This is a genomic window from Caulobacter vibrioides (assembly GCF_002858865.1).
In the GTDB taxonomy this organism is placed as follows: Bacteria; Pseudomonadota; Alphaproteobacteria; order Caulobacterales; family Caulobacteraceae; genus Caulobacter; species Caulobacter vibrioides.
In genome coordinates, this window is the sequence record NZ_PJRR01000010.1 from 1 (window position 1) to 19412 (window position 19412).

The following is a 19412-nucleotide window of genomic DNA, read 5'->3' on the forward strand; positions in this document are numbered from 1 at the left end:
GGTCATCCAGGCCCGGCTCGAAGATCGGAATCTCGCCGCGCTCCAGGCGCTCGATCTTGCTCGGATCCTTGTCGATGCACGTCACCACGTGACCAAAGTCGGCGAAGCACGCCCCAGACACTAGGCCCACATAACCCGTGCCAATCATCGCTACGCGCATCGAAGCAGTCCTTGAATAGTGTCGTGAGCCAGCAAACTTCGCCAGCTCGCCCTATCGTCCGACCAGCGCTTGGGCCTGATGCCAGCGCCAGGCGCTTGAAAGTGTGGCGTCGAGATCTCTCGATGGTTTCCAACCGAGATGTTCGCGCGCCCTGGTATTGTCGCCAACCAAAACAGGCGCATCGCCTGCGCGGCGCGGCGCCATCTGGACTGGCAGCGGCTTACCCGTTACTCGGCCAACGCCGTCCACCAACTCGCGCACCGTAGTGCCCGTGCCCGTCCCGAGATTGTAGGAGTCCGATGATCCGCCGGCCAGCAATCGGCGAAGAGCCGAGACATGGGCGTCGGCAAGGTCCAAGACGTGGATATAGTCGCGAACAGCGGTCCCATCCCGCGTGTCGTAATCGTCACCGAAAACCGTGAAGTGCGAACGCTGGCCAAGCGCCACTTGAATCGCCAGCGGGATGGCGTGAGTCTCAGGCTCGTGCCACTCGCCGATGCGTCCTTCCGGGTCCGCGCCGGCGGCGTTGAAATAGCGCATCACCGCGCTCTTGAACCCGACATAGCGATCGTAGTCGGCCAGGGCCTGCTCGACCATCAGCTTGCTGCGGCCATAGGGGTTGAGAGGGGCCTGCGGATGATCCTCGGCCATCGGGAGATGCACGGGGTCCCCGAAGGTCGCGCAGGTGGACGAGAACACCATAGCGTTTACGCCAGCACGGCGTGCTGCTTCGATCAGCGTTATCGTTCCGCCGACATTGTTGTCGAAGAACGCGCCGGGGTTCTTGACGGACTCGCCCACCTCGATGCGGGCGGCGAAGTGCAAAACCGCCACCGGGGCATGGGCGGCGAACACCGCGTCCAACCGCGCGCCGTCGCGTATATCGCCCACTTCCAGCGGGCCCCACTGTACATGCTCACGATGACCATTGGAGAGGTCGTCGTACACCACGGGCCGAAAGCCCGCTGCAGCCAGCGCTAGGCAACAGTGCGAGCCAACATAGCCGGCGCCGCCAGCCACCAAAACAGTTTGCATTGAAATCCCCCGGCGACAGCAGTCACCGCCACCATTGATCGCTAGTAAGCGTTCTCAGCCATCAGCAGGTGCGGCACAGTCATCAGCAGGATCTTGACGTCGCCGCCGAGGGTCCAGCGCTCAATGTACTCATTGTCGGCGTCGATACGGGCGGCCATGGCGTCAACTGCGCTGGTGCCGCCACGCAGTCCCTTGATTTGAGCCAAACCCGTCAGGCCCGGTCGAGTACGGAAGCGCAGGTGATAGTTGGCGATTAGCGCGCCGTAGTGCTCGTCGTGCGCGAGGGCGTGAGGACGGGGCCCCACGACCGACATGTCGCCACGCAGCACGTTCAGAAGCTGAGGAAGCTCATCGATGCTGGTCTTACGGATGAACCGGCCGATCGTCGTGATCCGATCATCATCGCGCTTGGCCTGAACGACCTCGGCGCCGTTCTCCTGGCACCGCATTGAGCGGAACTTGAAGATCGTGAAGGCCTGGCCGTTCAGTCCGCCCCGCGACTGACGGAACAGCACCGGCCCTGGGGACTCCAGCTTGATCAGGATGGCGACGAGAAGCAGCAGCGGCGCGAAGAAAAGCAAAGCGCCGCCCGCGACCACGATATCCATCGCTCGCTTGAGCGGATCCTTCGCGACCGGCGACGCTTTCACGGCGCAGGTTCGCTGTTCCGCTGTCGGATTAGATACGATCAGCACGTGGTCCCCACCAGTGTATGCGGTCGGGTCTTTGCCCGATGATTTAAGAAGGCTTTACTAAATCGGCGCTCCGCAAACAACCGCTCCTCAGGGCTGTTAACCAAGCTTTTTTCCGCGACACAGCGTTTCTTGCGCATTCAAGGCTCACCACGCGCCCTATTGGCAGGCGCCTGCCTGAACCAAGACGGCGCAATTCACCCACGCTCAGCGATCTTCGCCGTCCGGACTGTAATAAAATGCACGCTGCCATTTTTAAGCGGTAGAGCCCGAGCCTCTCGCGCGCTGAGCGAAATTGCGACAACTCTTTAACCGCCACGTCGCAAATACTCTTGCGACCTTTTTCTATCCCAACGTCGCATGATCACGGGCCCAACGGCTACGCCCTGATCCATGGGTTAGAGACTCGCCCACCGGCCAGGCTCCTCCGCCCCTGCCTGCAAAGATGCTGCGCCACCACGCCCGGCTGACCAAGGTCCTGACGCCTCGCTATGGCCCGACCGACGGCCCCGATATCGCCCAGGACACCTGGCTGCTGGCCGCCACGGACGGCCACGCCAAGAACTTCAGCGTCGCCCTTGATCCTGGGGGTCGCTTCCGGCTGAAGCCGCTCTACGACATCCTGTCGGTTCAGCCCTTAGTCGACGCTGGCCAGGTGCGCCACAACCAGTACAAGCTCTGGATGGCCGTCGGCCACAACCGCCACTACGCCGCGGGCTCGATCAGGCCTCGCCATTTCATCCAGACCGCGCGGCGCGCCGGGACAGGACAAAGAGTGGTTGAGGCAGTTTTAGAGGCGCTCGGCCAGCGAACGCCTGCTGCGCTGGAAGCCGTTGAAGCGGGCTTGCCGGCGGAGTTTCCAGTGGGTCTCGTCAATTCCACCTTGGCTGGAGTGCGCGCTCGCCTTCAGATCGTGCGACGGGGATAGACAGGAGTGCGCCAACAGCTGTCGTTGGCGCGCCTCCAGGAACGCGAGGCTTGTTGGAGACGCGTCGTGCAGTGCTGGGCGCCCAAAATGTGATGGCCTGGTAGGCTAGAGATCGATCTGCTTGGACATCTTCAGCGCGTCATAGACCTGGATGCCAAGGTACCGGACCGTGCTCTCGAGCTTCCGATGGCCGAGGAGTCGTCTTTGAGCCGTCCGCGCACCTTCAGCCAAACCGCCAAGGCGTCTCTGCTGGGCTTGGTGCTCTCTAGTGGGACAGGCGTCCGGTTTTCTGCAGGACGATTTTGGCGCGCGCCCCGCACGGCACCGCTCGTCGCCAAATCGCTGACACGCAGCTCCACGAGATCACAACCCCTTAGCTTGACGTCTATGGCGCAATTGAACATGGCGAGGTCGCGGGACCAGCCCGTTCGCCTTGAGCTGCCGCCGGATCCCTCCGATGTGAAGAGGCTTGAAGGGGAGTTTGACGCCTTGGGCTGTTCTCCCGATCGCAGCGTGGAACGTATCGTCGCCATTGCTCTCAGCAGTGAGAACGGCGACGATGAGCCACTGAGCTGTTGATCGGGGCGGCGGTGATCTTTCGGACGGACAAACAACTGAGACGATGGATGGGGGTGTTCGCCGCCATGCTCGTCGGGCTGCTTGTCATCCAGGCCCCTGTCGCTGCGGCGGACCGCATGCTCCATGCGATCGGCCAGAGTCACGCGGCAAACCCCTTCGCTGGCGCTTTGCTCGACCAGCACGAACACGACGTCTGTCATGGCCAGGATTGTCATGGTCAGGATGAAGAGCACGGGACCGGTCACACCAGTGTCCCCTCCTATGGAACGGCCGATAGCGACGCGAACAGCAACGCCGATTCCGAGGTCGCCGGACCACACCACCATCATCACCACGACAATCACACCGCCTACGGATTGACGATGTCGCCAAGCCTGCCGGTGCGCTGGGCCTCGGCGCGTTCGCTCTTCGGCGCCGAAGATGACCTGCGTCCGGGCCTCGCCCCGCAACTCCGGGACCGTCCCCCCAAAGCCCACCTCGCCCACGTCGCTTAATCCGCGCGGCTTCAAGCGCCGCGCTCGCACGTTCGAGGATTCTTAATGTCCAGTTTCTTCCAAGGTCGGTCGCGCCGGCCCTGGTTGTTCGCCACGGCGCTTGCCTTGGCGACGCCCCTTTCCGCATTCGCGGCCCCCCTGGGCCTTTCGGACGCGCTCAGCCGCGCGGCCAAGGCCGACCCTGCCCGTCCAGCGCTGGCTTCACGGATCGCGGCTGCAGAGGCCGGCGTCCGCCAGGCGGCTGTCCGCCCCAACCCCGTCATCGGCGTCGAGGTCGAGGACCTGGCCGGGACGGGGCGCTACGCCCTGATCGATCGCGCTCAGGCCACGCTCTACTACCAGCAAAGCCAGGAACGGGGCGGCAAACGCGAGGCGCGCACGTCCCTGGCGCGCAGCGACATCGCCCAGGTTCGCCTGCGCGATGACGTCCGGATGCTCGACCTTCTTCACGAGGTCGAGATCGCCTGGATCGAGGCGATCGCCGCCGAAGCGGAGGCGCGATTGGCCGCCGATCGTCTGGCGCTGGCCGAACGCGCGCGCTCTGAAGTCGACCGACGCGTGAAGGTGGCGCGTGATCCCCTCTTCGCGGGGGCGCGGGCCGAGGCCCAGGTCGCGGAAGCCGCCGGCGCCCTGGCGGAAGCCAAGGCCCGAGCCGCCAACACGCGCCGTGCTCTCGCCGCGTTCTGGAGTGGCGGCGAGATCGAGATCGACCCTGCCCCTCTGGAAGACCTCAGCGCGGCCGATCAGATCGCCGGCCCAGCCTCGCCCGTCGATCTGGCGCTGCTGGAGGCCCAGCGGGGCTTGGCCGCCGCCAAGGTCCGGGTCGAGCAGAGCAAGTCCGTCCAGGACCCGACGTGGCGGGCGGGTTTGCGATATCTGAACGACGGCGGCGACGTCGCCGCGATCGTCGGTGGCTCGATCCCGCTCGGGCGCTACGACACCAATCGCGGCGCCATCGATCAGGCCCGCGCCGCCCAGACCGCGGCCGATCTGGACCTTATCGGCGCCAAGGCGACTCTGGAGCGGAAGATCGCCGCCGCCCAGGCTTCCCTGGCCCAGAAGGCCGGCGAGGCGCGCCGTATCACGGCCGAGATTATCCCCGCCAACGCCCGCACGGTCGATCTGGTCCGCGACGGGTTCAATCGCGGCGGATTTTCCTATCTCGACGTCATCGAGGCCCAGAGGGCGCTGATCGACGCGCGCCAACGCCGCCTCGCCGTTCTCAAATCCTTTCAGCTCGACCGCGCCCAGCTGGACCGCCTGACCGGCGCGCACGCGAGCCTGATCCCTGCTCCGGAGTCCGCTCAATGACCCGTCTTTCGCGGCGTCTGGCCGCCGTCCCTCTCGCCCTTGCCATTGCCGGGACCCTTGCGCTCTCCGCTTGCGGTGAACGCCCCAAACCCGCCGAAACCGAGGGCCATGCCGCCAAGGCCGGCGACTATGAGCGCGGCCCTCATAGGGGTCGAATGCTTCGCGACGGCGACTTCGCCGTCGAGGTCACCATTTTCGAAGATGGCGTCGAGCCTGAGTTCCACGTCTACGCCTATCGCAAGGACAAGCCGATCGCGCCCAAGGACGTCCAACTGTCCATCACCCTGTCGCGCGTCGACGGCGAGGTGAACCGCTTCGCCTTCACGCCCCTTGAGGACTATCTGCGCGGCGGCGGGATCGTTCACGAACCCCACTCCTTCGACGTGAAGGTCTCGGCGACCTACCAAGGGCGGTCGCATAGCTGGAGCTACCCGTCCTATGAGGGCCGCACGACGATCTCAGCGGCGGCGGCGAAGGCCGGCGGTGTCAGGACCGAGATCGCCGGTCCGGCCCCGATCGCCGAACTGGTCGATATGGGCGGCCGGGTCGAGATCACTCCGGAAGGCAAGGGCGAGGTCCGCGCCTGGTATCCGGGCCGGATCATGATGTTGCGCGGCAAGCTGGGGGAGACCGTGCGCAAGGGTCAGCTGCTGGCGCGCGTGGAGTCCAGCGAGAGCCTGCAGACCTATGCGATCCCGGCGCCGATCAGCGGCGTGATCGTCGAGAAGAACCTCAATGTCGGCGACGTCACGGGCGACCGCGCCACCTTTGTCATCGCCGATCCGACCAAGCTGCACGCCGAGTTCTTCGTCTATCCGCGCGACGCCGAGAAAGTCCGGGTCGGTCAGCCCGTGGAGGTGCGCAGCCTGTCGGGTGACACCAAGCTGCGAGCCGAGGTCGAGGCGGTGCTGCCCACCGCCGATCTGACCAGCCAGACCTTGCTGGCCCACGTCCACCTGCCCGGCGGCGCCGACAGCGCCTTCCGTCCCGGCATGGGCGTCGAGGGCTCGTTCCAGGTCGGCGCGGCCACCGCGCCGCTGGCGGTCCGCACCAAGGCGATCCAGCGTTTCCGCGACTTCCAGGTCGTTTTCGTCAAGGTCGGCGAGACCTATGAGGTGCGGATGCTCGAGTTGGGCCGCCAGACCCCCGAATGGACCGAGGTGCTCTCCGGCCTCAAACCAGGCTCCGAATACGTCACTGACGGCGCCTTCCTGATCCGCGCGGACATTGAAAAGTCCGGCGCCAGCCACGACCATTAGGGAGGCGACCATGCTTGAACGCATCATCGCCGCGTCGATCCGGCTTCGCTGGGTCGTGTTGGCGCTCGTGGCCCTGTCAGCCGCAGTCGGGATCTGGAGCTTCCAGCGCCTGCCGATCGACGCCACGCCGGACATCACCAACATCCAGGTCCAGATCAACACCGAAGCGCCGGGCTTCTCGCCCCTGGAGGCCGAGCAGCGCGTCACCTTCCCGGTCGAGACGGCCATCGCCGGCTTGCCGGGCCTGCAGTACACCCGCTCGGTGTCGCGCTATGGCCTGTCGCAGGTCACGGTCGTCTTCAAGGACGGCACAGACATCTATTTCGCGCGGCAGTTGGTCGGCGAAAGGCTGCAAAGCGCCCGCGCGCAGCTTCCGCCCGGCGTGAACCCGGAGATGGGCCCGATCTCCACCGGGCTTGGCGAGATCTTCATGTACACCGTCGAGGCCAAGCCCGGCGCGCGGCGGCCCGACGGCAAGGCCTGGACGCCCGAAGATCTGCGCACCCTGCAGGACTGGGTGATCCGCCCCCAACTGCGCAACACGCCCGGCGTCACCGAGGTCAACACCATCGGCGGCTTCGAGCGGCAGTACCACGTCACCCCCCTGCCCGATCGCCTGTCGGCGTATGGCCTGACCATGGGCGACGTCGTCACGGCCTTGGAGAAGAACAACGCCAATGTCGGCGCCGGCTATATCGAGCGCTATGGCGAGCAGTACCTGATCCGCGTGCCGGGGCAGGCCACCGGCGTCGAGGACCTCAAGGCCGTAATCGTGGCCAGCCGCAACGGCGCGCCCATCCGTGTCGCCGATATCGCCGATGTGGGCCTTGGCGAAGAACTGCGCACCGGCGCGGCCACCGAGAACGGCCAGGAGGTCGTGCTCGGCACCGTGTTCATGCTGGTGGGCGAGAACAGCCGCACGGTCGCCCGCGCCACCGCCGCGCGCCTGGAGGAGGCCGCCAAGGCCTTGCCGGCGGGCGTCACAGCCGAGCCGATCTACGACCGCACCAACCTTGTCGACCGCGCCATCGCCACGGTCGAAAAGAACCTGGTCGAAGGCGCCATCCTGGTGATCGTGGTGCTGTTCCTGCTGCTGGGCAACATCCGCGCGGCCCTGATCACGGCGGCGGTCATCCCGCTGTCGATGTTCCTGACCATCACCGGCATGGTGCAGTCCAAGGTCTCGGGCAACCTGATGAGCCTGGGCGCGCTGGACTTTGGCCTGATCGTCGATGGCGCGGTGATCATCGTCGAGAACTGCCTCAGACGTCTGGGCGAGGCGCAACATCGCTATGGGCGCCTGTTGTCACGCGATGAACGCTTCGCCCTGGTGGCCGGCGCCACCAGCGAGGTCATCCGCCCCTCGCTGTTCGGCGTGCTGATCATCACCCTGGTCTATGTGCCGATCTTCGCCCTCACCGGGGTGGAGGGGAAGATGTTCCACCCGATGGCCGTCACCGTGGTCATCGCCCTCACCGCAGCCCTGGTGCTGTCGCTGACCTTCGTCCCGGCCGCTGTGGCGCTGTTTGTCACCGGCAAGGTCGAGGAGAAGGAAAACCTGATCATGCGCGGCGCCCGACGCCTGTATGAGCCGGCCCTGGAAACGGCGCTGCGGTTGCGCGTGGCCTTTGTCGCGGGCGCGGTCTTGCTCGTGGCCATCGCTGCGTTCGCCGCCTCACGGATGGGCTCGGAGTTCGTGCCCAATCTCGACGAGGGCGACATCGCCATGCACGCCCTGCGCATCCCGGGCACCAGCCTCTCGCAGGCCATCGCCATGCAGACGGCTCTGGAAGCCAAGGTGAAGACCCTGCCGGAAGTCGATCGGGTGGTCTCCAAGATCGGCACGGCGGAGGTCGCGACCGATCCCATGCCGCCGTCGGTCGCCGACACCTTCATCATGTTGAAGGATCGCAAGGACTGGCCTGATCCGCGTAAGCCGCGCGCCCAGCTCGTGGCTGAACTGGAGGCGGTCGTCGCCAAGGTGCCGGGCAACAACTACGAGTTCACCCAGCCGATCCAGATGCGCTTCAACGAGCTGCTGTCGGGCGTTCGCGCCGATGTCGCCGTGAAGGTGTTCGGCGACGACCTCGACCAGCTTCTGGCGATCGGCGAGCAGATCGGCGGCGTGATCGAAGGCGTCGAGGGCGCGCAAGATATCGGGGTCGAGCAGGTCACGGGTCTGCCTGTGCTGCAGATCACCCCCGATCGCGCAGCCTTGGCGCGGCTGGGTCTCAATGTCGACGACGTCCAGTCGGTGGTCGCCACCGCCATCGGCGGGACCGTGACGGGTCAGGTGTTCGAGGGCGACCGACGCTTCGACGTCGTGGTTCGCCTGCCCGAGGCCGTGCGGGGCCGCATCGACGACATCGGCCGGCTGCGTATCCCACTGCCGGGCGCGATCGACCAGCCGCGCGGCTTCGTACCCTTGCAGGACGTCGCAAGGATCGAGATGGTCATTGGCCCCAACCAGATCAGTCGCGAGGACGGCAAACGTCGCATCGTCGTCACCGCCAATGTGCGCGAGCGTGACCTGGGCTCCTTCATCACCGAAGTGCAGCGAAAGGTGGGCGCGGAAGTCGAGCTGCCGACAGGCTACTGGATCACCTACGGCGGCGCCTTCGAGCAGCTGATCTCGGCGGCCCAGCGCCTGCAGCTGGTCGTGCCGGCCGCGCTGCTGCTGATCTTCGGGTTACTCTATGCCCTGTTCCGCTCGGTGAAGGACGCGGCCATCGTATTCTCCGGCGTACCCCTGGCGCTGACCGGCGGAGTGGCCGCCCTGCTGCTGCGCGGCATGCCGCTGTCGATCTCGGCCGGCGTCGGCTTCATCGCGCTCTCGGGCGTGGCGGTGCTGAACGGCGTGGTGATGGTCAGCTTCATCCGCACGCTGCGCCAGCAGGGGACTGACGTCGACCACGCCATCCGCGAAGGCGCTCTGACCCGGCTGCGGCCGGTGCTGATGACCGCGCTGGTCGCCAGCCTGGGCTTCGTGCCGATGGCGTTCAATGTCGGGGCCGGGGCCGAGGTGCAGCGTCCGCTGGCCACCGTGGTCATCGGCGGGATTATCTCCTCGACCCTGCTGACGCTGCTGGTGCTGCCGGCGCTGTATCGGCTGGCCTACAGCCAAGCCAGGGCGGTACGATAGCCAGCCTCCGGTCGAGCGCGCCATTGAGCCTCCGCCAGCTCCCGCTGGCGCGATCAGTGGCGCGCTCATCGGGCCCGGCGTATCAGGACCGCGTGGTCGACTTCATCCTGAAGCGCCCGATCGCCCGAATCATGATCGGCGCGGCGTCAACGATCGCCCCTCGACGGCTTCCGCGCCCGCCTCAACCGTGGCCCCGCGACGGAGCTTGGCCAGCAGGCGGCTGAACTGGGCCCGTTCATCCTCGGTGAGGGCGGCGAAGGCCTCGCGATCGTGAGCCAGCGTCGCTTCCTCAATGCGGGTGCGGAGGATCTCGCCAGCGGCGGTCAGGTGCAGGGCGTTGGTGCGACGGTCGCGGCCTGGCCGCCGCTCGATCGCGCCCAGAGCCTCCAGTTCATCGACGGCCTTCATCGTGCTGGCGCGGTTGATCCCCAGGGCTCGTCCAAGGGTGACCTGGTCGCAGCCGGCGTTCAGGGCGATGTAGACGATCGCCGTGGCGCGCGCGGGGGTCACGTTCAGGGACGTCAGACGGGCCGCCAATCCGGCCATGATCCGCACATCCGTCGAGTGCAGTTGCAGTCCCAGCCGCTCTCCCAGAGCGCCGAAGGCGGCGGCCTCTTCCATGGTCCACAAGCCTCAATAGCACGTCAAAGAAACTGTATTGCGATGGTACTATAGCGCTTCCTCCGGGACCTCCAGACTGGTTCACACCTAAAGCGTTCAGTCGGCGCGAATGCTCCACGCCGCGCCCAGCGGCGCGCCGGCGCTCGCCGCGGCCTCGAAGACCTTGGCGTTACGAATGGCGGCCAGGGCATGGTCGCGCATGATCCGCTCGGCCCCCTCGGCGTCGCCGCACGAGACCGCGTCCAGCACCGCCTGATGCTGGCGATGGGCGGCCAGAAGGTGTTCGTACTCGGCCGGCAAGTCCATCAGATCCAGGGCCAGCGCACCGGCCGCCGCGAACGGCTCGAAACCATTGCGCGCCAGGGCGCTCTCGACAGCGCCGTTGCCCGCAGCGCTGACCAGCGTGTCATGGAAGGCCTGATTGTACGCGGCGTAGCGATCCAGGTCCTCGCCGTTGAGCCGCCCAGCCGCGAACAGCGCTTCGCCCTCGGCGATCAAGGCGACGAACCGCGCGTGGGTCTCCGCCGTCATTCCGCGCTCGGCCAGACGCCGGGCCGCAAAGCCCTCCAGCACCCCTCGCACCTCGATGGCGTCGCGGATCTGGTCGCTGGACACGCCTCGGGCGGCATAACCCCGCGCGCCCAGCCGCACCACGAGCCCTTCCTGCTCCAGACTCCGCAAGGCCGTGCGCACGGGCATGCGCGAGACGCCCAGCGCCGCCGCTGTCGGGATTTCGGCGATACGCTCGCCGCTCTTGATCTCGCCCGAGGCGATCATCTTGCGAAGAGCCATCATCACGCGCTGGCCCGGCTTTATGCGCGGCATGTCCATGGCTGGACTCTAGCCGACCGACTGAGACGCTCACAAGCGTTCAATTGGATCCAATCTTGACGTCCGTTTGATTACGATCAAGATTGGATCCAATAGGTCGCCGAACCACAATGCGAGGAAACGACGATGGGTACCGAAACCGTGGCCAAGGCTGCGCCATGGCCGCTTGACGCCTGGTATGTCGCCTGCACGCCAGACGAGATCGCCGACAGGCCCCTGGGCCGTCGCATCTGCGGCAAGGCCATGGTGTTCCATCGCGGCAAGGACGACCGCCCAGTCGCGCTCGAGGACTTCTGCCCCCATCGCGGCGCGCCTCTGTCGCTGGGCTTCGTCCGCGACGGCGAATTGGTCTGCGGCTATCACGGCTTGACCATGGGCTGCGAAGGCCGCGCCACGGCGATGCCGGGGCAGCGCGTCACCGCCTTCCCTGCCATCCGCGCCTTCCCGGTGCTGGAGCGCTACGGCTTCATCTGGGTCTGGCCCGGCGATCCGGCTCAGGCCGACCCGGCGAAGCTGCATCCGCTGTTCTGGGCCGACAGCCCGGACTGGGCCTATGGCGGCGGCCTCTATCACATCGCCTGCGACTACCGACTGATGGTCGACAATCTGATGGACCTGACCCACGAGACCTATGTCCACGCCACCAGCATCGGCCAGAAGGAGATCGATGAGGCGCCGGTCACCACCCGCCTCGAGGGCGAAGAAGTTGTCACCAGTCGCTTCATGGAAGGCATCCACGCCCCGCCCTTCTGGCGCATGGCGCTGCGCGGCGCCGGCCTGCCGGAGAACGCGCTGGTCGACCGCTGGCAGATCTGCCGCTTCTCTCTGCCCAGCCACGTCATGATCGAGGTGGGCGTGGCCCTGGCGGGACACGGCGGCTATCACGCCCCGGCGGACAAGAAGGTCTCCAGCGTGGTGGTCGACTTCATCACCCCTGAAACCGAGACCTCGCACCACTACTTCTGGGGCATGGCCCGCAGCTTCGCGGTTGACGACGCCGCGCTGACCGACACCATCCGCGAAGGCCAGGGCAAGATCTTCTCCGAAGACCTGGAGATGCTGGAGCGGCAGCAGAAGAACCTGCTGGCCTATCCCGATCGTAAACTGCTGAAGCTGAACATCGACGCCGGCGGCGTGCGTTCGCGCATGGCCATCGACAAGGCGATCGCCGCCGAGACCGCCTTGGTGGCGCAAGCGAAATGATCAAGGTTCGGGTGGCGTCCCGCGCCCAGGCGGCGGAAGGCATTGCGCAGCTCGACCTGGTTTGCGCCGAGGGCCGCGATCTGCCGGCCTTCGAGGCCGGCGCGCATATCGACCTGTTCCTGGGGAACGGCCTGACGCGGCAGTACTCCCTGTGCAGTGACCCCGCAGAACGCAGCTTCTATCGGATCGCCGTCCTGCGCGAGCTCACCTCGCGTGGCGGATCGGCCTATGTTCATGAGGCGCTGACCGAGGGCGCGACGCTGGAGATCAGCCCGCCCCGCAACCTGTTCGCTCTGGACGAAACCGCCGAGGAGCATCTGCTGTTCGCGGGCGGGGTCGGCGTGACCCCCATCCTGGCCATGGCCAAACGCCTGAGCGCCCTGGGCCGCGCGTTCACCTTCCACTATTGCGCGCGCGATCGGTCTCGGGCCGCATTCCTCAACGAGCTTTCGACCGCGCCCTTCACCAGCGCAGTGCGTTTGTCGTTCGACGCCGAGCCGGACACCCGCCTGGATCTCGACGTCGCGCTGGCCCGGCCCAAGCCGGGACGCCGCCTCTATGTCTGCGGCCCCGGCGGGTTCATGACCCACGTCATCGACGGCGCCCTGGCGCGGGGATGGTCTGGGGATCAGATCCGCAAGGAGCACTTCGCGGCCACGCCGCTCTCCGCCAGCCAGGACCAGCCGTTCGAGCTGGTGATCGCCAGCTCCGGCCAGATCGTGACCGTCGCCGCCGACCAGACCGCCGCGCAAGCCCTGGAGGCGGCGGGCGTCTTCGTCCCCGTCTCCTGCGAGCAAGGGGTCTGCGGCACGTGCCTGACTCGCGTGATCGACGGCCAGCCCGATCACCGCGACGCCTTCCAGACCGACGAGGAGCGGGCCGCGAACGACCAGTTCACGCCCTGCTGCTCGCGCGCCCGCTCGCCGCGCCTGGTGCTGGATCTTTAAACGACAAAGGCCCCGCGTGGAGGTTCGCGCGGGGCTCGGCGCCGGCTATCACGACGTCGCGTGGTCCTCGTCGACCCGTCGCGCGAAGGCCTTCATCTCCGCATTGAACGTTTCGGGGATCTCGATCTGGGGCGTATGCCCGCACCCGTCGATCACCTTCACCTCGGCGCGCGGATTCAGCTTGGCGCAGTCGATCGACTGTTGAAACGGAAGAACGACATCCTGTTTTCCGTGGATGAACAGGATCGGGCAGGTCGCTGACTTCAGAAGCGCGCGGCTCCGCGCCCAGTGAACCTTGCGAACGCCTCCGATCCACAGTGTCTCGCGCATGGTGGCCAGCAAGGCTTGAGGCGCTCCATCCTTGTGAACATTGCGCCAGACAATCCGGCGCAGCGCCTCGGTCGCCGACGCGGAGTCGTGGAACAGCGCTGCGATCTGCTGCTCGACCGACAGCTTTCCGGGCTTGCTCATGAGCTCGCCCAACAGCGGCAAGCTCATCAACCGGAACGGAAGGAAGACCTCGGGGCCCATCATCGCCGGAGAGGCCAGCATCAAGCCTGCGACGCGGTCCGGCGCCAGTCCGGCCATGCGCAGCGCGATCGCGCCTCCCAAGGAGTTGCCGACCGCCACCACGCGCTCCAATCCCAGCGCGTTCATGACATCGAGAGCGAACGCCGCGTAGCGGTCAGGATCATGGGATCGGCCATCCCCGTCCGACAGGCCATGCCCCGGATAGTCCCACGCGATGAGCCTCAAGCGCTCGCCCAGCGCCTCCAGCTGGTTGGACCAGAACTCCAGGGACGCGCCGATGCCGGAGAGCAGAAAAACCGGTATCCCCTCCCCTCCGCTGTCGACGTAGCGGATCCGAAGGTCGCCGACGGTGATCCATTGTTCAGTCATGAGGGCCTCTCGCGGATACGCTGCGAACATGAAGGGCTTGCTCTGAGCCACCGCGCCAAAGCGGCGCGGCTGGCCGTCAGCTCATCCGGACGACTGGCTTGATCACCCGGCCGGTCTCAGCGTCAGACACCGCCTGATTGATCTCCGCCAACGGATAGAACTGGATCAACCGATCGAACGGGAAGCGCCCCGCCAGATGCAGGGCGATCAGCTCGGGGATGAACACGTCGGGGTCGGCGTCACCCTCGACCACGCCGCGCACGACCTTGCCGCCGCTCATCACCGACACCGCATCCAAGGGCAGCTCGTCGCCCATCTTGGACGCCCCGACCAAGCCACAGACGCCGCGAGCGCCCAGGCAGTCAACCGCTTGGCGCATGACCTTCAGATTGGCCGTAGTGTCGATCGAGAAGTGCGCGCCCGTTCCGGTGATCGCCTGGATCTTCTCGACGACGCCGCCCTCGGCGCCGTTCAGGGCGTGGTCCGCGCCGAGCTCCAGAGCCAGGGCCAGGCGCTCGGGATTAATGTCGATCGCGATGATCGGGCCAGCGCCGATCGCCTTGGCCGCCAGCACCGCCGACAGCCCCACCGCGCCGGCGCCGAACACGACCAGCGAGCGGCCCGCAGGCACCTTCAGGGCGTTCATCACCGCCCCGGCGCCGGTCATCACCCCGCAACCCAGCGGTCCCAGCCGTTCCAGCGGCGCGGTCTTGTCGACCTTGACCGCGTTGCGCTCATGGCAAAGCGCATAGGTCGCGAACGAGGACTGGCCGAAGATGTTGGCGTGGATGACCTCGGAGCCCTTCGACAGTCCGGACGAGCCGTCTTCGCGCGCGCCCATGAAGTTGCGCGGGAAGAACTCATGGCAATAGGTCGGCGCGTGATCCGAACAGGATGGGCAACGGCCGCACGAGTTGAAGGTCATCACCACATGGTCGCCCACGGCGACCTTGGTCACGCCCGGTCCGACCTGCTCGACGACGCCCGCCCCCTCGTGACCCAGGACCACCGGCTGAGGCGTCGGCAGGTGTTGGTCGCGCATCACCATGTCGGTGTGACAGACGCCGGTGGCGACGACCCGCACCAGGATCTCACCGGCGCGCGGCGGCTCGATATCCAAGGCCTCCAGACTGAACGGACCGCTGGGACTGCGCGTGACGGCGGCGGTAACTTGCATGCGATGGGGCTCCTAGAAGGGATAGGCCGTTGCGGCGGCCTTGACGGTCTCCCACCGCCAGGTGGTGAATTCGTCGAGATTGGCCGGCCCGCTGATACGGGTGCCGTTGCCGGAGGCCTTCATGCCACCGAACGGCGAATGCGGTCCGGCGTCCACCGTCTGATCATTGATGTGCAGGTGGCCGACCTCCAGTTTGGCGCCCAGGGTCATGGCGCGGCCCACCGAACCGCTGATGATCCCGGCCGACAAGCCGTAGGGTCCATCGTTGGCCAGACGCGCGGCCTCGTCCAGATCGTCAAAGACGGTGATTGCGGCGATGGGACCGAAGATCTCTTCCTCGAAGGCCCGCATGCCCGGCGCGACGCCGGTCAGCACGGTCGGCGCATAGCAGAGGCCCTGATGGGTCCCGCCGGCCACCAGGCGCGCGCCGGCCGTGACCGTGTCGGAGACGATGGCGTGAACGCGGTCCAGTTGTCCGCGGCTGATCAACGGCCCTAGGGCCACGTCGCCGCGCATCGGGTCGCCCACCGGCAGGTGCGCGGCCTTGGCCGCCAAGCGCTCGACCACGGCGTCATGGATCCCGCGCTGGACCAGCAGCCGGCCGGCGGTCATGCAAACCTGCCCCTGGTGCAGCCAGGCGCCCCACGCCGCGTTCGAGGCCGCGACATCCGGATCGGCGTCATCGAGGATGATCAGCGGGTTCTTCCCGCCCAGCTCCAGCGCCACCTTCTTGAGGTGAGCGCCCGCAACCTCGCCTACCTTGCGGCCTGCGCCCGTCGAGCCGGTGAAGGCGACCATGGCGATGTTAGGATCGCGGCACAGCGCATCACCCGCCTCAGCGTCGCCGGGCAGGACGTGCAGCAGCCCGGCGGGCAAGCCGGCGGCCTCGAAGACCCGGGCGATCAGGAAGCCGCCGCTGATCGGCGTGCGCGGATCGGGCTTGAGCACCACAGCGTTGCCGGCCGCTAGGGCGGGCGCGACCGCGCGGATCGACAAGACCAGCGGGAAGTTGAATGGCGAGATCACCGCCACGACGCCCAGCGGAACCCGCCGGGCGATGCTGGTCTTGCCCGGGGAGGAGGGCAAGACCAGCCCGGCGGCCTCGGTCGCCATAGCGCCGGCCTGGCGCACGAAGCCGGCGGCGTGCTCCAGTTCGACGGCGGCCTTGGCCGCGACCGACCCGCTTTCGCGCATGATCCACGGCGCCAGGTCAGGAGCGTGTTCGACCAGGAGGTCGGCGGCGCGCAGCAGAATGGCCTGCCGCGCGTCGGCGGTCAGCGCCGCCCAGGCCGGTTGGGCCGCCTTGGCCGAGGCGGCGGCGCGCGCCACATCGGAGCGGTCAGCGCGGCCGACCTGGGTCAGCACCGTCTCCGTCGCCGGTTCCTGAACCGCGATGACCCCGCCGCTGGGCTTGAGCCAGCCGTCGGAGAACAGGCGATCGGTCCACGCGTCGGCCGACAACAAGGGCTCGCTCATCATCCGGGCGGGTCTCGGGCTCATGTCATTCATGCGACCATGCTCCTGGTTAGAAGGTCACGCCGAGGCGGACATAGGCCTCGCGCGGGCGGCTGTAGGTGCCGAAGACAGCACCGGCGGCGATGTTCTCGTTGCCGGTGGTCAGGTAGCGCTTGTCGGTCAGGTTCGTGCCGCCGACCGTGACGCTCCAGGCGCCGTCCGGATCGGCGTAGGCGACGCTGGCGTTGACCACTTGGACCGCGGGACGCTTGAGAACATAGGTGCGCTGGGCGTTGTTCCAGATGCTGGAGGTATAGGTCCAGTCGGCGATGGCCGTGACCGAACCGCCGTTGGCCAGCTTGAACGCGTAGCGCGGGCTGAGGTTGATCTTCCACTCCGGCGTCTTGGGCAGCGGCGCCCCGACGAAGGTGCCCGCCTGGAAGACATTAGGCCCGCTGACCGCCAGCACGCCGGCCAGCACGTCGGTGTAGCGAGCGCGCAGATAGCCCACCGAGGCGTTGATGGTCAGCCCCTCCAGCGGCACGGCGACCGCTTCCAGTTCGACGCCCTTGATCTTGGCGTCGCCGGCGTTGCGGATGGTCGGTGAGGTGCCTTGCTGGAAGTTCAGCTGGATGCCGTCGTACTCGGTCTGGAACACCGAGCCGTTCAGTTGCAAGCGACGATCCAGCAGCTTGGACTTGAAGCCCGCCTCCCAGGTGGTGGCGACCTCTTCGCCGAACGGCTGGGCCGTCAGCTGGGGATTGGTCAGGCGGGTCGTCCATCCGCCGGTCTTGTAGCCCTTGGACCAGCTGACATAGGTCATCAGGTCGTCGGCCGGATGCAGTTGCACCCCGACCTTGGGCGAGAAGTTGCTGAACGTCTGCTTGTTGACGCCCGGGGCATAGACCCGCACCGGATTGCTGGGATCGGGATAGCTGAGGCCGACCTGGCACGGGATCGGCGCCAACGGGAACGCCCCGTTCGGCCGGATGTTTCCGTTGGCGTCCGAACAGCCGAAGAGCTTGTAGTTGAAGCCGTTGAGATCCTGCTGCCCGCCTTCGAACAGCTTTTCTTCCTTGGTGTAGCGGCCGCCGATCGTAACGCCGATCAGCTCGCTCGGCCGCCAGTCGACCTGACCGAAGGCGGCGTAGTTCTTGGTCTCCAGCTGGTTGGGGCCATCGACCTGCAACAGGCCTTCGTCGAAGGTGACGTAGTCGTGCAGCGAGCCCTTTTCCTTGAAGTAGTAGCCGCCCAGCACGTAGTTCAGCTTCTTGTCCAAAGCCGAGCCCAGAAGCTGCAGCTCTTGGCTGATCTGCCACTGCTTCATGTTGAAGCTGAGCTGGCCGATGTTAAGAGGCGAACCGTCGGCGTCGGTGCCGCTCTTCCAAAGCAGCTTGCGGTAGGCGGTGATCGACTTGACCGTCACATCGTCGGTCAGGCTGTGCTCGACGGTCCCGCCCACGCCCCAGTTGACCATATTCGAGAAGCTGTTGCCGGTGGCGTAGCTCTTGTCGATATCCTTGCTGACGAAACGGCTGTCGAAGGGCAGCCGGTCATTGGTCGGATCGGCGTCGACATTGACGCCGGCCAGCGAGGCCACGCGCAGGCCGGGGCTGTACTGGGTGCCGCGAACGCCGCAGAGAGCCTGGGCGTTGCGCGCGGCGATCTGGGCGGGCGTCGCGCCGATGCAGAAGTTATAGAGCCCTGCGAACAGGAAACCGGTGGTTCCCGTCGGATCGAAGGCCGTGCCCGGCAGGTTGCTCGTCCCGGCGAAGTTGCCCGGAACCATTTCGGTCGTGGCGAGCAAGGTGTTGGCCAGACCGCCGCCATCCTCGCGGGTGTAGTCCGCCGACAGCACGACCTTGGTCAGCTCGCCCTTCCACTTGAGCTTGCCCCGCAGGTTCCAGCTGTTCTCACCGCCTTCATGCGAAGCGGTGTCGTACCCCGAAGACGGGAAGGCGGTGTAGGACGTGGTGTTGCGCGCGCGCGCGTCCGGATAGGGAATCCGCTCGACATAGCCCTGCCGGCTCTTGATTCCGAAGGTGATCGACGAGGATAGCCCCTCGGCCAGCGGCAGGTCGGCGCTGCCGCGCGCCTGCATCAGCTTGTGGCTGCCGGTGGTGACGTCGCCCTTGAACTTGAACGTCTCGCCCGGCTCGCGCGTCACGATCGAGATCGCGCCGCCGATGGTGTTGCGACCAAACAGCGTGCCTTGCGGCCCTTTCAGGATTTCGATGCGCTCGACGTCCAGCAGGTCCTGGTTGGCGCCGACGGTGCGGGCCAGATAGACGCCGTCGACATAGATGCCGACGCCGGGGTCGATGTTGAACGCGAAGTCGTCCGAGCCGATGCCGCGGACATAGGCCGACAGAACCGAGGGGGATCCCGAGAACGGCGTGCCGCCGTCGAGGGTCACATTGGGCGCCAGGTTGGACAGCTGAGCAACATTGCCGACCGCGCGCTCCTGCAGCGCGTTGGCCGAGAAGGCCGAAATCGCGATCGGCACGTCCTGAACGTTCTCGACCCGCTTCTGAGCGGTGACGACGAGCTCCTCGACGACCTGTCCGTGCGCCGCGCCCGCCGTCGCGAGGGCCAGCAGCGACGCCGCGCCCATGACCTTGTGTAACCAGAGCTTACGCCCCATGGCCCGAACCTCCCTTTATATGTCGTTGACGACA

General features: G+C 66.6%; 15 protein-coding genes and 2 pseudogenes. 6 read left to right on the forward strand and 11 right to left on the reverse strand.

The window, feature by feature from the left end:
• From CVUC_RS06265 to CVUC_RS06280, 4 genes and pseudogenes are all read right to left on the reverse strand, one after another.
• A pseudogene (locus CVUC_RS06265) lies at positions 1 to 160 on the reverse strand (UDP-glucose 6-dehydrogenase); the annotation flags it as partial.
• A 51-nt stretch (positions 161 to 211) separates the two neighbouring features.
• Positions 212 to 1195: a UDP-glucose 4-epimerase GalE gene (gene galE, locus CVUC_RS06270; RefSeq protein ID WP_096033750.1), complete on the reverse strand. Its 984-nt coding sequence runs from the start codon at positions 1193 to 1195 to the stop codon at positions 212 to 214.
• 41 nt (positions 1196 to 1236) lie between these two features.
• Positions 1237 to 1890, reverse strand: a complete 654-nt coding sequence (locus tag CVUC_RS06275; protein WP_096033751.1) for an exopolysaccharide biosynthesis polyprenyl glycosylphosphotransferase — start codon at positions 1888 to 1890, stop codon at positions 1237 to 1239.
• Between the two features lie 43 nt (positions 1891 to 1933).
• Positions 1934 to 2191, reverse strand: coding sequence for a hypothetical protein (locus CVUC_RS06280; RefSeq protein ID WP_096034792.1), 258 nt, complete (start codon positions 2189 to 2191; stop codon positions 1934 to 1936).
• A 28-nt stretch (positions 2192 to 2219) separates the two neighbouring features.
• Here CVUC_RS06280 and CVUC_RS06285 point away from each other — a divergent pair.
• Positions 2220 to 2815, forward strand: a pseudogene (locus CVUC_RS06285) (HipA domain-containing protein).
• Positions 2816 to 2946: 131 nt separating this feature from the next.
• On the opposite strand, the gene CVUC_RS06290 reads toward CVUC_RS06285, so the two are convergent.
• Positions 2947 to 3918: a recombinase gene (locus CVUC_RS06290; protein WP_233279786.1), complete on the reverse strand. Its 972-nt coding sequence runs from the start codon at positions 3916 to 3918 to the stop codon at positions 2947 to 2949.
• A 15-nt stretch (positions 3919 to 3933) separates the two neighbouring features.
• Between CVUC_RS06290 and CVUC_RS06295 the strand changes: the two genes are divergently transcribed.
• Genes CVUC_RS06295 through CVUC_RS06305 form a run of 3 tightly spaced genes read left to right on the forward strand, consistent with a single transcriptional unit; the run spans position 3934 to position 9600 of the window.
• Positions 3934 to 5199, forward strand: a complete 1266-nt coding sequence (locus CVUC_RS06295) for a TolC family protein (protein ID WP_010920246.1) — start codon at positions 3934 to 3936, stop codon at positions 5197 to 5199.
• Positions 5196 to 6458, forward strand: a complete 1263-nt coding sequence (locus tag CVUC_RS06300) for an efflux RND transporter periplasmic adaptor subunit (protein WP_096033752.1) — start codon at positions 5196 to 5198, stop codon at positions 6456 to 6458. The genes CVUC_RS06295 and CVUC_RS06300 overlap by 4 nt, the downstream gene beginning before the upstream one ends.
• Before the next feature lie 10 nt (positions 6459 to 6468).
• The gene (locus tag CVUC_RS06305; protein ID WP_124743072.1) at positions 6469 to 9600 is read left to right on the forward strand and encodes an efflux RND transporter permease subunit; all 3132 of its coding nucleotides are present in this window, start codon (positions 6469 to 6471) and stop codon (positions 9598 to 9600) included.
• A 129-nt stretch (positions 9601 to 9729) separates the two neighbouring features.
• Here CVUC_RS06305 and CVUC_RS06310 read toward each other — a convergent pair whose 3' ends face one another.
• Together CVUC_RS06310 and CVUC_RS06315 are read right to left on the reverse strand one after the other, a co-directional pair.
• Positions 9730 to 10230, reverse strand: coding sequence for a MarR family winged helix-turn-helix transcriptional regulator (locus tag CVUC_RS06310; protein WP_096033754.1), 501 nt, complete (start codon positions 10228 to 10230; stop codon positions 9730 to 9732).
• 87 nt (positions 10231 to 10317) lie between these two features.
• On the reverse strand, positions 10318 to 11052 hold the full coding sequence (locus tag CVUC_RS06315) for a GntR family transcriptional regulator (protein ID WP_010920250.1): 735 nt from the start codon (positions 11050 to 11052) through the stop codon (positions 10318 to 10320).
• A 126-nt stretch (positions 11053 to 11178) separates the two neighbouring features.
• Between CVUC_RS06315 and CVUC_RS06320 the strand changes: the two genes are divergently transcribed.
• Entirely contained in the window at positions 11179 to 12255 is a 1077-nt protein-coding gene (locus CVUC_RS06320; protein ID WP_096033755.1) for an aromatic ring-hydroxylating oxygenase subunit alpha, read from the forward strand.
• A complete protein-coding gene (locus CVUC_RS06325) occupies positions 12252 to 13202 on the forward strand; it encodes a PDR/VanB family oxidoreductase (protein WP_096033756.1) in 951 nt (316 codons plus the stop codon). The genes CVUC_RS06320 and CVUC_RS06325 overlap by 4 nt, the downstream gene beginning before the upstream one ends.
• A gap of 48 nt (positions 13203 to 13250) precedes the next feature.
• Here CVUC_RS06325 and CVUC_RS06330 read toward each other — a convergent pair whose 3' ends face one another.
• From CVUC_RS06330 to CVUC_RS06345, 4 genes are read right to left on the reverse strand one after another with little or no spacing between them, the layout of a single operon-like run.
• The gene (locus CVUC_RS06330) at positions 13251 to 14153 is read right to left on the reverse strand and encodes an alpha/beta fold hydrolase (RefSeq protein WP_012640484.1); all 903 of its coding nucleotides are present in this window, start codon (positions 14151 to 14153) and stop codon (positions 13251 to 13253) included.
• Between the two features lie 25 nt (positions 14154 to 14178).
• Entirely contained in the window at positions 14179 to 15279 is a 1101-nt protein-coding gene (locus CVUC_RS06335; RefSeq protein ID WP_096033757.1) for an NAD(P)-dependent alcohol dehydrogenase, read from the reverse strand.
• A gap of 12 nt (positions 15280 to 15291) precedes the next feature.
• Positions 15292 to 16755, reverse strand: coding sequence for a benzaldehyde dehydrogenase (locus CVUC_RS06340; protein ID WP_096034793.1), 1464 nt, complete (start codon positions 16753 to 16755; stop codon positions 15292 to 15294).
• Between the two features lie 49 nt (positions 16756 to 16804).
• Positions 16805 to 19378: a TonB-dependent receptor gene (locus CVUC_RS06345; RefSeq protein ID WP_096033758.1), complete on the reverse strand. Its 2574-nt coding sequence runs from the start codon at positions 19376 to 19378 to the stop codon at positions 16805 to 16807.
• Positions 19379 to 19412 lie beyond the last annotated feature (34 nt).

Coding starts and splice junctions, on each gene's coding strand:
- galE (WP_096033750.1), bottom strand. CDS start 1,195: ATGCAAACTGTTTTGGTGGCTGGCGGCGCCGGCTATGTTGGCTCGCAC.
- CVUC_RS06295 (WP_010920246.1), top strand. CDS start 3,934: ATGTCCAGTTTCTTCCAAGGTCGGTCGCGCCGGCCCTGGTTGTTCGCC.
- CVUC_RS06300 (WP_096033752.1), top strand. CDS start 5,196: ATGACCCGTCTTTCGCGGCGTCTGGCCGCCGTCCCTCTCGCCCTTGCC.
- CVUC_RS06305 (WP_124743072.1), top strand. CDS start 6,469: ATGCTTGAACGCATCATCGCCGCGTCGATCCGGCTTCGCTGGGTCGTG.
- CVUC_RS06315 (WP_010920250.1), bottom strand. CDS start 11,052: ATGGACATGCCGCGCATAAAGCCGGGCCAGCGCGTGATGATGGCTCTT.
- CVUC_RS06320 (WP_096033755.1), top strand. CDS start 11,179: ATGGGTACCGAAACCGTGGCCAAGGCTGCGCCATGGCCGCTTGACGCC.
- CVUC_RS06325 (WP_096033756.1), top strand. CDS start 12,252: ATGATCAAGGTTCGGGTGGCGTCCCGCGCCCAGGCGGCGGAAGGCATT.
- CVUC_RS06335 (WP_096033757.1), bottom strand. CDS start 15,279: ATGCAAGTTACCGCCGCCGTCACGCGCAGTCCCAGCGGTCCGTTCAGT.
- CVUC_RS06340 (WP_096034793.1), bottom strand. CDS start 16,755: ATGAGCGAGCCCTTGTTGTCGGCCGACGCGTGGACCGATCGCCTGTTC.
- CVUC_RS06345 (WP_096033758.1), bottom strand. CDS start 19,378: ATGGGGCGTAAGCTCTGGTTACACAAGGTCATGGGCGCGGCGTCGCTG.